Here is a 12,829-nt window from a genome sequence, read left to right as displayed (position 1 = left end):
GGCGCGAGGCTCTTCGGGAGTCGGTAGCCCTGATGCTGCGCGTTGAATTGCGCCCGCATAGGTGGCTAAGAGGGTGTCAAAATCACGCCATAATAGTTTCACATTCCAAGCGTTTTCCTCCGCCAAGAAAGGGGAAAGCTTTTAGGGAGTTCTTTGAATGGGACGTTTAATTTATTTGTTTCTGATCGCCCCTTGGTGGGTATACGCAGCTGCTGCCGCAGGTTTCTTGTATTTGAGTGAGCAAGTTTATCAGAACGAGTTGAAAGAACAGGCCGATGCCACAGCTGCGTTGGCCCAGCCGATTCCGGGCCGGGTGGATTTGTCTGCTTTTGACAGGCAGAGCGATGTCGGTCTGGCGGACGAGGTTCACATTGGTGGGTGGATCAATACGAATTTCAATTATCATCTTCGCAAGACCAAGAAAGGCAGCGTCCGCACAGAAGGGTATATGTATGTGCTGCAAGGCGCCGCTGACACTTCGAGCACTAAACAGGTCCGTGCCATTATTTTGATGTCGGAGCGTGAGAAAGCTGATTTCATCAGCCGAATCTCCGAGTTTCAGGTCCCTGGTAAGCTGGACGAGACTGGGCATTCGTACTTTGCGTTCAATGGTGTGAGCACCAATGCAGGATCTTTTTCAGACCTGGTTAACGATGCCTTCAAAGAACAGGGGCTGACGAAGGGCCCGGACTTCATAGTCGTCGAGCCTTTTTGGGAAGGCCGGGAAAAGGGATTGACCTATGCGGGCGATCCTCAAAGGTTGCGCGGGAAGTTGTGGAAGCTTTCCGGCGTTCTGCTTGTACTGGCAGCGATCAAATTCGGATTGGCTCGCCGTAGCAAGCAGCGGCAGAGCGAACGGGACGCTGCCAGTGTCGAACGGGCAATCTTCGCCAGTTCTCCCATCGCCAGTGCTGGCGAGAAAGGTGCCCGGTTTGGCAGGCCGGACCCTGGAGTGTCTCAGCCGAAAACACTGCGCCAGACTGCAGCAAGAGTGCAGAAAACGTTACCTGAGCGGCCCAGTCCTGAACTGCAGTCCGAGGAAGAAGGGGAGGCCCATGGATTGGCAAAAGCAGGGTTTATGCAGCGATTTACCCAGGCGTCCAGAAAATCCCAGATGATCCTCTTGGGGATGGTTTTTATTCTTCCGTTTTGCGTAGTGAAACCCGCCTTTGGAGGGATGGTTCTGCCTGTCGCGTTTATGGTCTACATCTACTGGTCAATTGGCGCGAAGGCTGCGACATCAGTACGGAAGGCGTTGGAGGAGGTTGGCCTTCTCAAACCCAGAATCTCCCGCTTAGCAAAGCAGGACCCTTTCAGCCGGCTGGAAGCCCAAGCAAGGAATGTCCGATAGCGCAAGTCAGGGCGGTTGGCCTGACTGCCCTAACTATCTGGACAAGATGATAAACAAACCCCAAACCCGTCGCCCGCCCCAAACGCAAACGTATCGGTGCGGAACCCCTTGCCACACACGGCTATCAGGCGTATACGGCGCCATCCCGCACTGCGGGGCAAAGGCGGGGTGATTCCCGCCTTTTGGGTTCGATGAGGGTGCGCGGTGGTCGCTTGCCCTCCTCTCAACCCCAACGCCTGAAAAAAAGGCATGACTATGCAAAGCCAAAATATCCGTATCCGGCTGAAGGCATTCGACTTCCGCGTACTGGACGCCAGCACGCAGGAAATCGTGAACACTGCCAAGCGGACCGGCGCGCAGGTGCGCGGCCCGATCCCCCTGCCGAACAAGATTGAGAAATTCACCGTTCTGCGTGGCCCGCACGTTGACAAGAAATCTCGTGACCAGTTCGAGATCCGCACCCACAAGCGGCTCCTGGACATCGTTGATCCGACCCCCCAGACCGTGGACGCGCTGATGAAGCTCGACCTCGCCGCTGGTGTGGACGTCGAAATCAAGCTGCAATCCTAAGATCGGAGGGTAAACATATGCGCTCTGGTATTATCGCAAAGAAAGTCGGCATGACCCGGCTGTTCCTCGAAGACGGCAAGCAGGTTCCTGTGACCGTTCTTCAGCTGGACGGCCTGCAAGTGACCGCACAGCGCACCGAGGAAAAAGACGGCTACACCGCCGTTCAGCTCGGCGCAGGTTCGGCCAAGGTCAAGCGCGTCTCCAAAGCCATGCGCGGCCACTTCGCAGCAGCGAAGGTTGAGCCCAAGCGCAAGCTGGTTGAGTTCCGCGTGCCTGCGGACGCCCTGATCGAAGTGGGCGCGGAAATCTCCGCCGAGCACTTCCTGGAAGGTCAGAAGGTAGACGTGACCGGCACCTCCATCGGTAAAGGTTTTGCCGGTGCGATGAAGCGTTGGAACTTCGGTGGTCTGCGCGCCTCGCACGGTGTGTCGATCTCCCACCGTTCCCACGGTTCGACCGGTCAGTGTCAGGATCCCGGCAAGGTTTTCAAAGGCAAGAAAATGGCCGGCCACATGGGTGCTGCCCGCGTGACCACTCAGAACCTTGAAGTCGTCAAGACCGACGCCGATCGTGGCCTGATCATGATCAAAGGCGCCGTTCCCGGCTCCAAAGGTGGCTGGGTCACCGTCAAAGACGCCGTGAAAAAGAAAGCCCCCGAAGGTCTGCCTTTCCCGGCAGCTCTGAAGTCGGCTGCAGCGGAAGAAGTCTCCGCGGAAGGTGGTGAAGCATGAAACTTGATGTGATCAAACTGGACGGCGGCAAAGCCGGCGACATCGAGCTGGATGCAGAGCTGTTCGGCCTGGAGCCGCGCACCGACATCCTGCACCGTGTGGTTCGCTGGCAGCGTAACAACGCGCAGGCCGGTACCCACAAGGTCAAGACGCGGTCCGAGACCTCCTACTCGACCAAGAAGATCTATCGCCAGAAGGGCACCGGCGGCGCACGCCACGGTGACCGTAACGCGCCGATCTTCCGCAAGGGTGGTGTCTACAAGGGTCCGACCCCGCGTTCGCACGGCCACGAGCTGACCAAGAAATTCCGCAAGCTGGGTCTGCGCCACGCGCTGTCCGCCAAGGCAAAAGCGGGTGAACTGGTCGTTATCGAAAACGCCGATTCCGAAGGCAAGACCGCCGCTCTGGCCAAACAGGTCAAGGACCTGGGCTGGAAGCGCGCGCTGGTCATCGATGGTGCATCCGTGAACGAGGGCTTCGCCCGCGCCGCGCGCAACATCGAAGGTCTGGATATCCTGCCGACAATGGGCGCAAACGTCTATGACATCCTGAAGCGTGACACCCTGGTGCTCACCAAAGCAGGTGTCGAAGCACTGGAGGCTCGCCTGAAATGAGCGCGAAGGCAGAACACTACGACGTGATCCGCAAGCCGATCATCACCGAAAAAGCAACCATGGCATCCGAAACCGGTGCGGTGGTCTTCGAAGTGGCGATCGACTCCAACAAACCCCAGATCAAAGAAGCCGTTGAGGCGCTCTTTGGTGTGAAGGTCAAAGCGGTCAACACCACCATCACCAAGGGTAAGGTCAAGCGTTTCCGCGGCCAGCTGGGCAAGCGTAAAGACGTGAAAAAAGCCTACGTCACCCTGGAAGAAGGCAACACCATCGACGTGTCCACCGGACTCTGAGATCTGCCTTTTTACAAGATTGAGAGGCCCTCGCGGAAGCGGGGGCCTTTTTCGTTGGGGTTGTCCTGCCTGCAATCATTGATTGTGCCGTAGCCGCTGTCATATATAGTTGACATAATCAGCAGCTTTATGTAGAACAAAAAGAGAACGAATTGGCTATTCAGCGCGTCCGCGACCCCGTTCACAACTTGATAGAATTTGATACCCGCAACGAGCTAGAGAGAGTGGTTTGGAAACTTTTACAAAGCCGCCCTTTCCAGCGGCTACGGAGAGTTAAGCAGTTAGGGTTTTCCGAGCTAGTTTACCCCGGCGCCACTCATACTAGGTTTGCGCATAGTGTTGGGGTGTTTCATACGGCAAGGGAATTGATGGAGATTGTGCGAAGGAAGTGTGAAACACAGCAAAGCTCTCGCGAGCAGATCGCGCTTGCAGCCGCTATGGTTCATGATGTTGGCCACGGTCCTTTCAGCCATGCCTTCGAAACAGTGGGAAAGCGTTTGAATCTCAAACTTGCCGACCATGAAGTAATGAGCGATGAACTAATCCGGAATGGCGAGATAGCGGAAATCTTAAATCAAGATGTTATGCCGGGTTTCGCTTCGAACGTTGCCAATATGATCAAGAAGGAAGGGCAGATAACGGTACATAACTCGGTGGTGTCCAGCCAGTTTGATGCTGACCGCCTTGATTACATGCAGCGTGATAGGTTGATGACGGGGAGTAAGCACTCGGCAATCGACCTAACTTGGTTGTTGGCCAATCTTGATATCGGCGATGTTGAAACAGGGGTGGATGACATGCAGTTGGGTAAAATCCCGACGTTTGTTATCGGACCGAAAGCGATCCAGGCAGCAGAAGCATATGTTCTTGGACTGTTTCAACTTTATCCCACGATCTATTTTCACAAGACTACTCGTGGAGCGGAGAAGCTATTTGCCGAGGTTCTTGTGCGGCTCGTGGAGCTGGTAGGCGATGGTTTTCATGCAAAAACGGGCTTGCCAAAAAATCACCCCCTCATCAAGTTCGCGAAGGACCCTGAGAGCATCGAAACTGCGTTGGCCTTGGATGACACTGTCGTGTGGGGGGCGCTTCAGCTGTTGCGTGAAGCGGAAGATCCGGTTTTGTCCAAGTTTTCCGATCGATTGCTGAATCGTAAGTTGTTCAAGTGTTATGATATTCGGTCCGAAATCGCTCATAAGTGTGATCCGCACAACAGGAGGGATCCTCAAGATGTGGAGAAAATTGAAAGATGTTGCGCATCTGTGAACGTCAAACTACAATCTCTAGAAAAACAACAGGGAGACATTGTTCCGCGTATCATAACTGATACGGCAGAGAGGAAGCCGTACAAGCCTGGTGGTGGAAACAATGGCCAGACAGAGCAAATTAACGTTCGAACGGACGGCGGAGAGTTGATTGATATTTGTCAGCGCTCTGAGCTTGTTCAATCTTTGAGCGTTTACAAGCTGAACCGCGCGTACTACGACGGCGCAGATTCTGAAGCCCGTGACGTGATTACGAAGATCGTTGAAGGGGAGGTCACTTGATGTCTGAACTGAAAATCCAAGAAGTTACGAACATCATTCGCGATGCGGGTGGTAAAGTGGTGGGCCGTACTCGGCTTCAAAAAATTGCGTACCTTCTATATGCGACTGGATTGGACGATAACTTTCGGTTCGCTTACAAGCATTATGGACCTTTCAGTGAGCAACTTGCCTCATCCGCTGAAGTGGGCGCGTTGTTGGGGGAATTGAATGAACGCCAGTCTCCAACTTCGTGGGGAGGGACGTATTCGACCTATTCCCTTGATGAGGCGGACAGACGTGATGCCGACAGTCCAAGATGCGTTCTTGCATCAAAGGCCTCTGAGGCGGACTCCATTGTGTTGGAGCTGGCGGCCACCGCTGTATTCCTCATGATTGATGGTTACGGAGACCCTTGGGAAGAAACCGCACAGAGAAAGCCAGAAAAGGCCACTCAGGCTCGTTTAACTGCTGCCAAGGATCTTCTGAGCAGTATGTCGTCAATCAATGTGCCGAAGCCAATACCCCAGGCTCTATTCTCCTAAGGTCTGTGTGCGGGAAAGTCGTTGGAGCCCCCTAGACTCCCCCAAACACCTCTGCTAAGCCGCACCAATCCTGACGACCCCGGATTCGCTCCGGGGTTATTACGTTTGTCAGGATGTTCGAACCTGGGGACCTTCGGGGCCCTATAATCTGGCCACCCTAGTAGGGCGTCTCATTGTGGGACAACCGGGCGGGGGGCTTACACATAGCGGGCCCAAAGACAAAAACCTAAGGGTCTGCACGCTAAACGGAAGACAGAAAGCATGGCACTCAAGTCGTATAAGCCGACGACGCCGGGCCAGCGTGGGCTGGTTCTGATCGACCGTTCGGAGCTTTGGAAAGGGCGTCCGGTCAAATCTCTCACTGAGGGTCTGACCAAATCGGGCGGCCGGAACAACACCGGACGGATCACTTCACGTCGTCGTGGCGGCGGCGCAAAGCGTCTCTACCGGATCGTTGACTTCAAACGGAACAAATTTGATGTCGCGGCAACCGTTGAACGGATCGAATATGACCCGAACCGGACCGCATTCATCGCGCTGATCAAATACGAAGACGGCGAGCAGGCCTATATCCTCGCTCCGCAGCGTCTGGCAGTTGGTGACAAAGTCGTTGCATCCGCAAAGGCCGACATCAAGCCGGGCAACGCAATGCCGTTCTCGGGCATGCCGATCGGTACCATCGTTCACAACATCGAAATGAAGCCCGGCAAAGGCGGCCAGATCGCCCGTGCAGCCGGTACTTACGCTCAGTTCGTTGGTCGTGATGGTGGCTACGCTCAGATCCGCCTGTCCTCGGGCGAACTGCGCCTGGTTCGTCAGGAATGCATGGCCACCGTTGGTGCCGTCAGCAACCCCGACAACTCGAACCAGAACTTTGGTAAAGCCGGCCGTATGCGCCACAAGGGCAAGCGTCCTTCTGTGCGTGGTGTGGTTATGAACCCGATCGACCACCCGCACGGTGGTGGTGAAGGCCGTACCTCCGGTGGTCGTCACCCGGTGACACCCTGGGGTAAGCCGACCAAAGGCAAGCGTACCCGCAACAAAAACAAAGCGTCGCAAAAGCTTATCATCCGCTCGCGCCACGCCAAGAAGAAGGGACGTTAACATATGTCTCGCTCTGTATGGAAAGGCCCCTTTGTCGATGCTTACGTGCTGAAAAAAGCCGAAGCAGCGCGCGAGTCGGGCCGCAATGAAGTCATCAAGATCTGGTCGCGCCGCTCGACGATCCTGCCCCAGTTCGTGGGCCTGACGTTTGGCGTTTACAACGGTCAGAAGCACATCCCCGTCAACGTCTCGGAAGACATGATCGGTCAGAAGTTCGGTGAATATTCGCCGACACGGACCTACTACGGTCATGCTGCGGACAAAAAAGCGAAGCGGAAGTAAGTCATGGGCAAGGCAAAAAATCCCCGCCGCGTGGCAGACAACGAAGCAATGGCAAAACTGCGCATGCTCCGTACCTCCCCGCAGAAACTGAACCTCGTCGCCGCTATGATCCGTGGCAAGAAAGTTGAGAAGGCTCTGACCGACCTGACTTTCTCCAACAAGCGGGTCGCACAGGACGTGAAGAAATGCCTTCAGTCCGCCATCGCGAACGCCGAGAACAACCATAACCTGGACGTCGATGAACTGATCGTTGCCGAGGCTTATGTGGGTAAGAACCTGACCATGAAACGCGGCCGTCCTCGTGCCCGTGGCCGGTTTGGCAAAATCCTCAAGCCGTTTTCGGAGATCACCATCAAGGTGCGTCAAGTTGAGGAGCAAGCCTAATGGGACATAAAGTCAATCCGGTCGGCATGCGCCTTCAGGTCAACCGCACCTGGGACAGCCGTTGGTACGCCGACACCAAAGACTATGGTGATCTGCTGCTGGAAGACCTGCGCATCCGTGATTTCATCAAGGAAGAGTGCAAGCAGGCAGGCATCGCCCGCGTGATCATCGAACGCCCCCACAAGAAGTGCCGTGTGACCATTCACACCGCACGTCCGGGCGTGATCATCGGTAAAAAAGGTGCTGACATCGAAGTGCTGCGCAAGAAGCTCGCCTCGATGACAGACTCGGAACTGCACCTCAACATCGTTGAAGTCCGCAAGCCCGAGCTCGACGCACAGCTGGTTGGCGAGTCCATCGCTCAGCAGCTGGAACGTCGTGTGTCCTTCCGTCGCGCGATGAAGCGTGCCGTGCAGAACGCCATGCGTATGGGCGCCCTGGGTATCCGGGTGAACGTTGCAGGTCGTCTGGGTGGTGCTGAAATCGCACGGACCGAATGGTACCGTGAAGGTCGTGTGCCGCTGCACACGCTGCGCGCCGACATCGATTACGCTCACTCCGAAGCCATGACCCCTTACGGGATCATCGGGATCAAAGTCTGGATCTTCAAAGGCGAGATCATGGAACACGATCCTCAGGCGCGTGACCGTAAAGCACAGGAACTCCAGGACGGTCCGGCACCTCGCGGTGCAGGCGGTCGTCGCTAAGGAGGAGATGACATGCTTCAACCAAAGCGTACTAAATTCCGCAAAATGCACAAAGGCCGGATTTCCGGCGAAGCAAAAGGCGGTTCGGACCTGAACTTCGGCACCTATGGCCTGAAGGCAACCACTCCTGAGCGTGTTACCGCGCGTCAGATTGAGGCTGCTCGTCGTGCCATGACCCGCCACATGAAGCGTCAGGGTCGTGTCTGGATCCGCATCTTCCCGGATACCCCGGTAACCTCCAAGCCCGTCGAAGTTCGTATGGGTAAAGGTAAGGGCTCCGTGGATTACTGGGCATGCAAAGTGAAGCCCGGTCGCGTGATGTTCGAGATCGACGGCGTCAATGACGACATCGCACGCGAGGCCCTGCGCCTGGCCGCGATGAAGCTGCCGGTCAAGACCCGCGTCGTGGTTCGCGAAGACTGGTAAGCTGCGGCGCTCTTGCGCATCCGATGAAAAACAAAAAGCCCCCGCCGAGCAATCGGTGGGGGTTTTCTTATGTGCCTTCGGCGTAGAATGATTTGTCCGCCCCGGCGGCGGGCGGTCAGGCTAGCGATATTTTGCGGCGGTGATGAACTCTCCGAAGGCCTCACACCAGATCACCACGGTGGTGTAATCCTCGATGTTGATCCCTTCGGGGATGGGCAGGATCAGCCCGTCGAACATCTTCACATCGCCAATCCGCGCCGACGCGGCCTTAATCGCCTCGAACCCGGCCTCATCGTCAACAAACTCTGGCGTCAGGTAGAGTTTGTAGTCCGGTCCCGGTGCCAGCTCGCCCATATGGGTGATCTGCTGCGGCGACAGGCTGATGCTGCCGGTGCCCCAATGCAGGAAATCGCTGCCGGCCAGATTGCGGCTGAAACTGCCGGTAAAGCGTGCTCCCTTGGCGCTTTCGCTCAGGGTTGCGGCATCCGGGCTCTGCGGCGCGGTCAGGATCGGCAACATGTAGATTCCCAAAGCAAATCCGAACGCCAGCGCGATCCCATGGCTCAGCAGTCTCAATATCCAGCGCATGTTCTGCTCCTCATCCTGGGTGAGGCCAGCTTATGGGCGGGCGCGGTGAAAAGGGAAGGGGGCAGACCTATCTTGTCCGGCAAAGCATCTCGTACTCACCCTGATGTTGCGCTAAAGGACAGATATGGCACAGATAGATTCCCTCTTTGTAACCCGTCTCTACCGCGCAGCCCTGTCCGAACACGGACCAAAGGTTGATGCCGGTGAACTTGAAAACTCCTGCTTCGTGATCGCTCAGGATGATGAAGCCGGTCAGGATTGGTGCGAGGAGAACGGCTATCCCGGCTATACCTCCTATGCCTCGCTGACCGATCTGCCGTGGCGCTTCCCGATTTTTGCCGATCTGGTGAAGTCGCTTGATCTGCATGTCGCGGCCTTTGCCAAGGATCTGGAGCTGGATCTGGACGGACGTGCGTTGGTTCTGGAGGATCTCTGGATCAACATCCTGCCCGAGGGCGGCACCCACGCCAGTCACATCCACCCTCATTCGGTGATCTCCGGCACGACCTATGTGTCGATGCCCGAAGGCGCGAGCGCGCTGAAGCTGGAGGACCCGCGCCACGCCATGATGATGGCGCATCCCCCGCGCATGAAGGACTGCCGTCAGGAGCTGAAGACATTTGTCTACCAGTCGCCCGCCGTCGGGGATGTGCTGCTGTGGGAAAGCTTCATCCGCCACGAGGTGCCGATGAACATGGCCGAAGACGAGCGCGTTTCGGTGAGCTTTAATTACCGCTGGGAGTGAGGCTCCGCAGAGATTTCGGTCTCTGCTAGCAGAGCTATGATGGTTCTCGAACTTGCGGTGAGGCGCGGTTTTGTGAGAGTGTTTGGATATGGCGAAATCTACTAACTCTGAAACTGTAAAAGGTGGGAAGATTGCTCGAAGCGCGAATACAGGGCGCTTCGTCGAGGTTCGCACGGCTAAGGGTACCAGTAAGGCGACGGAGAAAACGTTGGCTGTGGTCAAGGAGGCTTCATCGAAACGTAAGGACGCGATGAAGAGGCTGGTCAATCGGTAGGCGTCATTATGTCGTGACGCTGGCGGATGCTATAACTGCGCACGACGAGGCGCTGACATATGGTGGTCGATCGGGAATAAGTAGCCTTGATCTGATCGAATCTGCCATAGGGCGGCCATACTCTGGATACCATCGTCCAATTTACCGCAAAGCGGCCGCGCTGCTCGAAAGCTTGGTCGGAAATCACGGCTTTATCGATGGCAACAAGCGAACGGCGTGGCTTGTGACTGAAATTTTGATTGAGCGGAGCGGGTATTTCCTGGCCATACCGGACGATGCGCGGGTAGATGATTTGGTTGTCGGTATCGCAGACGGCTCGCTTTCATTTGGTGACCTCTGTAAATGGTTCAAAGACCACTTGCAGCCTGCGTAGGAGCGATGGCGGCTAAAGCCCTCCAACCTTTCCCTTGCCCCCACCCTATATCTCCTCTATAGGGACCCATCGCCTGACCCCTGTCCCGCGTGGATCTGGGGCTGGTGATTCTTTTTGCCGCGTCTTTCGGCGCGGTGTGACATAACCCACCAGGTTTAAAGGTGACCCATCTCGGGGCCTTCTGGTGCTTAGGACAAGGAACAAAGGCGATGAACGCCAATGATCTGCGCGAGAAAACCGTGGATGAACTCCGCGATACCCTCGCATCCCTGAAAAAAGAGAGCTTCAACCTGCGTTTTCAGCAGGCAACCGGTCAGCTGGAATCGACCGCAGGCATCAAGGCGGCCCGCCGCAATGCTGCACGCGTCAAAACCATCCTGAACGAAAAAGCTGCTGCTGCAGCTGAATAAGGAGCTTCTCGAATGCCCAAACGTATCCTGCAAGGCGTTGTGACCTCCGACGCTAACGCACAGACCGTCACCGTTTCCGTTGAGCGCCGCTTTACGCATCCGGTTCTGAAGAAAACCATCCGTAAGTCCAAGAAGTACCGGGCTCACGATGAAAAGAACGCTTTCAAGGTCGGCGATTCCGTACGCATCATCGAGTGCGCGCCGAAATCGAAAACGAAACGCTGGGAAGTTCTGGAAGCCTAAGAGTCTCATCTCGAGACTCCTGGCGACTAGACTTAACAGTTAGTCGAAACCCTGGGGGATTACGCCACGCATCGGCGCCCCAAAGGTCGGGAGAAACCACATGATCCAGATGCAAACAAACCTGGATGTTGCTGACAACTCCGGCGCTCGCCGAGTTCAGTGCATCAAGGTTCTGGGTGGTTCCAAGCGTAAGTACGCATCCGTTGGCGACATCATTGTCGTCTCGGTCAAGGAAGCCATCCCGCGCGGCCGCGTGAAAAAAGGGGACGTCCGCAAGGCCGTCGTCGTACGCACCGCCAAAGAGGTCCGTCGTGAAGACGGTACCGCAATCCGTTTTGACCGCAATGCAGCTGTCATCCTGAACAACAACAACGAGCCGGTCGGTACCCGTATCTTTGGCCCGGTTGTTCGTGAGCTGCGCGCGAAAAACTTCATGAAGATCATCTCGCTCGCTCCGGAGGTGCTGTAATCATGGCTGCGAAACTCCGCAAAGGCGACAAGGTCGTCGTGCTGGCCGGTAAGGACAAGGGCAAAGAAGGCACCATCGCCTCCGTTGACCCCAAAGCCGGCAAAGCCATCGTTGACGGTGTGAACATGGCAATCCGCCACACACGTCAGACCCAGTCTGACCAGGGTGGCCGTCTGCCCAAGGCACTGCCCATCCAGCTGTCGAACCTGGCCCTGCTGGACGCAAACGGCAAAGCAACCCGCGTTGGCTTCCGTATGGAAGGTGACAAGAAAGTGCGCTTCGCCAAAACCACGGGGGACGTGATTGATGCTTGATAACGCAACCTATACCCCGCGTCTGAAAGCTCTCTACAAGGAAACCATCCGTGGCGCCCTGAAAGAAGAGTTCGGCTACAAGAACGACATGATGATCCCCAAGCTGGACAAAATCGTTCTGAACATCGGCTGCGGCCGTGCTGCCGTCAAAGACAGCAAGAAAGCCAAGTCTGCTCAGGCTGATCTGACCGCAATCGCGGGCCAGAAGGCACTGACCACAGTGGCAAAGAACTCCATCGCCGGCTTCCGCGTTCGCGAAGGCATGCCGATGGGCGCAAAGGTGACTCTGCGCGGCGACCGGATGTACGAATTCCTCGACCGTCTGACCACCATCGCGATGCCCCGTATCCGCGACTTCCGCGGCGTGTCGGGCACGTCTTTTGACGGCCGTGGCAACTATGCCATGGGTCTGAAAGAGCACATGGTCTTCCCTGAGATCGACTTCGACAAGATCGACGAAGCTTGGGGTATGGACATCGTGATTGCCACCACCGCGAATACCGACGCGGAAGCAAAGGCGCTGTTGAAAGCTTTCAACATGCCCTTCAATAGCTAAGCGCGGGAAGGAAGAGACATGGCTAAGAAAAGCATGATCGAACGCGAGAAGAAGCGCGAACGCCTGGTGGCAAAATACGCCGCAAAGCGTGCCGAGCTGAAAGAAATCGCAAACGACGAATCTCGCCCGATGGAAGAGCGCTTCAAGGCGCGCCTCGACCTGGCGAAACTGCCGCGTAACTCGTCGGCAACCCGTCTGCACAACCGCTGCCAGCTGACCGGCCGTCCTCACGCTTACTACCGTAAGCTGAAGATCAGCCGTATCGCACTGCGGGAACTGGGCTCGAATGGCCAGATCCCCGGCATGGTGAAATCGAGCTGGTAAGGG

21 protein-coding genes are annotated in these 12,829 nt (G+C 56.3%); 20 read left to right on the top strand and 1 reads right to left on the bottom strand.

Features of this window, described 5'->3' with window-relative positions; genetic code table 11:
- The first annotated feature begins 157 nt into the window (after positions 1 to 157).
- From VWZ87_RS16655 to rplP, 12 genes are all read left to right on the top strand, one after another.
- A complete protein-coding gene (locus VWZ87_RS16655) occupies positions 158 to 1,351 on the top strand; it encodes a hypothetical protein (RefSeq protein WP_416535610.1) in 1,194 nt (397 codons plus the stop codon).
- Between the two features lie 255 nt (positions 1,352 to 1,606).
- Positions 1,607 to 1,921 (top strand): 30S ribosomal protein S10, encoded by a 315-nt coding sequence (gene rpsJ / locus VWZ87_RS16650; protein WP_008563081.1) that lies wholly within the window; start codon positions 1,607 to 1,609, stop codon positions 1,919 to 1,921.
- A 17-nt stretch (positions 1,922 to 1,938) separates the two neighbouring features.
- Entirely contained in the window at positions 1,939 to 2,652 is a 714-nt protein-coding gene (rplC, locus tag VWZ87_RS16645) for a 50S ribosomal protein L3 (RefSeq protein ID WP_102870588.1), read from the top strand.
- Entirely contained in the window at positions 2,649 to 3,266 is a 618-nt protein-coding gene (rplD, locus tag VWZ87_RS16640; protein WP_340546591.1) for a 50S ribosomal protein L4, read from the top strand. The genes rplC and rplD overlap by 4 nt, the downstream gene beginning before the upstream one ends.
- Entirely contained in the window at positions 3,263 to 3,559 is a 297-nt protein-coding gene (locus tag VWZ87_RS16635; protein ID WP_102849743.1) for a 50S ribosomal protein L23, read from the top strand. Before rplD ends, VWZ87_RS16635 begins: the two co-directional genes overlap by 4 nt.
- A gap of 152 nt (positions 3,560 to 3,711) precedes the next feature.
- Positions 3,712 to 5,106, top strand: coding sequence for an HD domain-containing protein (locus VWZ87_RS16630; RefSeq protein WP_416535609.1), 1,395 nt, complete (start codon positions 3,712 to 3,714; stop codon positions 5,104 to 5,106).
- Positions 5,106 to 5,627, top strand: a complete 522-nt coding sequence (locus VWZ87_RS16625; protein WP_416535608.1) for a hypothetical protein — start codon at positions 5,106 to 5,108, stop codon at positions 5,625 to 5,627. Before VWZ87_RS16630 ends, VWZ87_RS16625 begins: the two co-directional genes overlap by 1 nt.
- Before the next feature lie 261 nt (positions 5,628 to 5,888).
- Complete coding sequence (rplB, locus tag VWZ87_RS16620; RefSeq protein WP_014876006.1) at positions 5,889 to 6,731, top strand: 50S ribosomal protein L2; 843 nt, start codon at positions 5,889 to 5,891, stop codon at positions 6,729 to 6,731.
- A 3-nt stretch (positions 6,732 to 6,734) separates the two neighbouring features.
- Positions 6,735 to 7,013: a 30S ribosomal protein S19 gene (gene rpsS, locus VWZ87_RS16615; RefSeq protein WP_005980699.1), complete on the top strand. Its 279-nt coding sequence runs from the start codon at positions 6,735 to 6,737 to the stop codon at positions 7,011 to 7,013.
- A gap of 3 nt (positions 7,014 to 7,016) precedes the next feature.
- Positions 7,017 to 7,397 (top strand): 50S ribosomal protein L22, encoded by a 381-nt coding sequence (gene rplV, locus VWZ87_RS16610; RefSeq protein ID WP_340546592.1) that lies wholly within the window; start codon positions 7,017 to 7,019, stop codon positions 7,395 to 7,397.
- Complete coding sequence (rpsC, locus tag VWZ87_RS16605) at positions 7,397 to 8,104, top strand: 30S ribosomal protein S3 (RefSeq protein WP_024095828.1); 708 nt, start codon at positions 7,397 to 7,399, stop codon at positions 8,102 to 8,104. The genes rplV and rpsC overlap by 1 nt, the downstream gene beginning before the upstream one ends.
- A gap of 12 nt (positions 8,105 to 8,116) precedes the next feature.
- Complete coding sequence (rplP, locus tag VWZ87_RS16600) at positions 8,117 to 8,530, top strand: 50S ribosomal protein L16 (RefSeq protein WP_008559969.1); 414 nt, start codon at positions 8,117 to 8,119, stop codon at positions 8,528 to 8,530.
- Positions 8,531 to 8,650: 120 nt separating this feature from the next.
- On the opposite strand, the gene VWZ87_RS16595 is transcribed toward rplP, so the two are convergent.
- On the bottom strand, positions 8,651 to 9,118 hold the full coding sequence (locus VWZ87_RS16595; RefSeq protein WP_416535607.1) for a DM13 domain-containing protein: 468 nt from the start codon (positions 9,116 to 9,118) through the stop codon (positions 8,651 to 8,653).
- 124 nt (positions 9,119 to 9,242) lie between these two features.
- On the opposite strand from VWZ87_RS16595, the gene VWZ87_RS16590 reads away from it, so the two are divergent.
- From VWZ87_RS16590 to rpsN, 8 genes are all read left to right on the top strand, one after another.
- Positions 9,243 to 9,863, top strand: a complete 621-nt coding sequence (locus VWZ87_RS16590) for a TIGR02466 family protein (RefSeq protein ID WP_416535606.1) — start codon at positions 9,243 to 9,245, stop codon at positions 9,861 to 9,863.
- Positions 9,864 to 10,150: 287 nt separating this feature from the next.
- On the top strand, positions 10,151 to 10,510 hold the full coding sequence (locus VWZ87_RS16585; protein ID WP_416535605.1) for a type II toxin-antitoxin system death-on-curing family toxin: 360 nt from the start codon (positions 10,151 to 10,153) through the stop codon (positions 10,508 to 10,510).
- Positions 10,511 to 10,719: 209 nt separating this feature from the next.
- Positions 10,720 to 10,920, top strand: a complete 201-nt coding sequence (gene rpmC / locus VWZ87_RS16580) for a 50S ribosomal protein L29 (RefSeq protein ID WP_014876000.1) — start codon at positions 10,720 to 10,722, stop codon at positions 10,918 to 10,920.
- 12 nt (positions 10,921 to 10,932) lie between these two features.
- Positions 10,933 to 11,163, top strand: a complete 231-nt coding sequence (gene rpsQ / locus VWZ87_RS16575; protein ID WP_005621877.1) for a 30S ribosomal protein S17 — start codon at positions 10,933 to 10,935, stop codon at positions 11,161 to 11,163.
- A gap of 100 nt (positions 11,164 to 11,263) precedes the next feature.
- On the top strand, positions 11,264 to 11,632 hold the full coding sequence (gene rplN, locus VWZ87_RS16570; protein WP_005621870.1) for a 50S ribosomal protein L14: 369 nt from the start codon (positions 11,264 to 11,266) through the stop codon (positions 11,630 to 11,632).
- Between the two features lie 2 nt (positions 11,633 to 11,634).
- Positions 11,635 to 11,946, top strand: coding sequence for a 50S ribosomal protein L24 (rplX, locus tag VWZ87_RS16565; protein WP_014875998.1), 312 nt, complete (start codon positions 11,635 to 11,637; stop codon positions 11,944 to 11,946).
- Positions 11,939 to 12,502, top strand: a complete 564-nt coding sequence (gene rplE, locus VWZ87_RS16560; RefSeq protein ID WP_340546596.1) for a 50S ribosomal protein L5 — start codon at positions 11,939 to 11,941, stop codon at positions 12,500 to 12,502. The genes rplX and rplE overlap by 8 nt, the downstream gene beginning before the upstream one ends.
- A gap of 18 nt (positions 12,503 to 12,520) precedes the next feature.
- Positions 12,521 to 12,826, top strand: a complete 306-nt coding sequence (gene rpsN, locus VWZ87_RS16555) for a 30S ribosomal protein S14 (protein ID WP_008561382.1) — start codon at positions 12,521 to 12,523, stop codon at positions 12,824 to 12,826.
- Positions 12,827 to 12,829 lie beyond the last annotated feature (3 nt).

This window comes from Phaeobacter sp. JH20_37, assembly GCF_048056015.1.
GTDB lineage: Bacteria > Pseudomonadota > Alphaproteobacteria > Rhodobacterales > Rhodobacteraceae > Phaeobacter > Phaeobacter bryozoorum.
This window is presented reverse-complemented; position numbering and strand designations above follow the sequence as displayed.

What these genes read in the sequence shown, in the direction of transcription:
- rplN (WP_005621870.1), top strand. Translation starts at nt 11,264, where the DNA reads ATGATCCAGATGCAAACAAACCTGGATGTTGCTGACAACTCCGGCGCT.
- rpsC (WP_024095828.1), top strand. Translation starts at nt 7,397, where the DNA reads ATGGGACATAAAGTCAATCCGGTCGGCATGCGCCTTCAGGTCAACCGC.
- rpsN (WP_008561382.1), top strand. Translation starts at nt 12,521, where the DNA reads ATGGCTAAGAAAAGCATGATCGAACGCGAGAAGAAGCGCGAACGCCTG.
- rplP (WP_008559969.1), top strand. Translation starts at nt 8,117, where the DNA reads ATGCTTCAACCAAAGCGTACTAAATTCCGCAAAATGCACAAAGGCCGG.
- VWZ87_RS16635 (WP_102849743.1), top strand. Translation starts at nt 3,263, where the DNA reads ATGAGCGCGAAGGCAGAACACTACGACGTGATCCGCAAGCCGATCATC.
- VWZ87_RS16655 (WP_416535610.1), top strand. Translation starts at nt 158, where the DNA reads ATGGGACGTTTAATTTATTTGTTTCTGATCGCCCCTTGGTGGGTATAC.
- rpsQ (WP_005621877.1), top strand. Translation starts at nt 10,933, where the DNA reads ATGCCCAAACGTATCCTGCAAGGCGTTGTGACCTCCGACGCTAACGCA.
- rplX (WP_014875998.1), top strand. Translation starts at nt 11,635, where the DNA reads ATGGCTGCGAAACTCCGCAAAGGCGACAAGGTCGTCGTGCTGGCCGGT.
- rplE (WP_340546596.1), top strand. Translation starts at nt 11,939, where the DNA reads ATGCTTGATAACGCAACCTATACCCCGCGTCTGAAAGCTCTCTACAAG.
- VWZ87_RS16625 (WP_416535608.1), top strand. Translation starts at nt 5,106, where the DNA reads ATGTCTGAACTGAAAATCCAAGAAGTTACGAACATCATTCGCGATGCG.
- rplC (WP_102870588.1), top strand. Translation starts at nt 1,939, where the DNA reads ATGCGCTCTGGTATTATCGCAAAGAAAGTCGGCATGACCCGGCTGTTC.
- rpmC (WP_014876000.1), top strand. Translation starts at nt 10,720, where the DNA reads ATGAACGCCAATGATCTGCGCGAGAAAACCGTGGATGAACTCCGCGAT.
- rplD (WP_340546591.1), top strand. Translation starts at nt 2,649, where the DNA reads ATGAAACTTGATGTGATCAAACTGGACGGCGGCAAAGCCGGCGACATC.
- rplV (WP_340546592.1), top strand. Translation starts at nt 7,017, where the DNA reads ATGGGCAAGGCAAAAAATCCCCGCCGCGTGGCAGACAACGAAGCAATG.
- VWZ87_RS16595 (WP_416535607.1), bottom strand. Translation starts at nt 9,118, where the DNA reads ATGCGCTGGATATTGAGACTGCTGAGCCATGGGATCGCGCTGGCGTTC.
- VWZ87_RS16590 (WP_416535606.1), top strand. Translation starts at nt 9,243, where the DNA reads ATGGCACAGATAGATTCCCTCTTTGTAACCCGTCTCTACCGCGCAGCC.
- rplB (WP_014876006.1), top strand. Translation starts at nt 5,889, where the DNA reads ATGGCACTCAAGTCGTATAAGCCGACGACGCCGGGCCAGCGTGGGCTG.
- rpsJ (WP_008563081.1), top strand. Translation starts at nt 1,607, where the DNA reads ATGCAAAGCCAAAATATCCGTATCCGGCTGAAGGCATTCGACTTCCGC.
- rpsS (WP_005980699.1), top strand. Translation starts at nt 6,735, where the DNA reads ATGTCTCGCTCTGTATGGAAAGGCCCCTTTGTCGATGCTTACGTGCTG.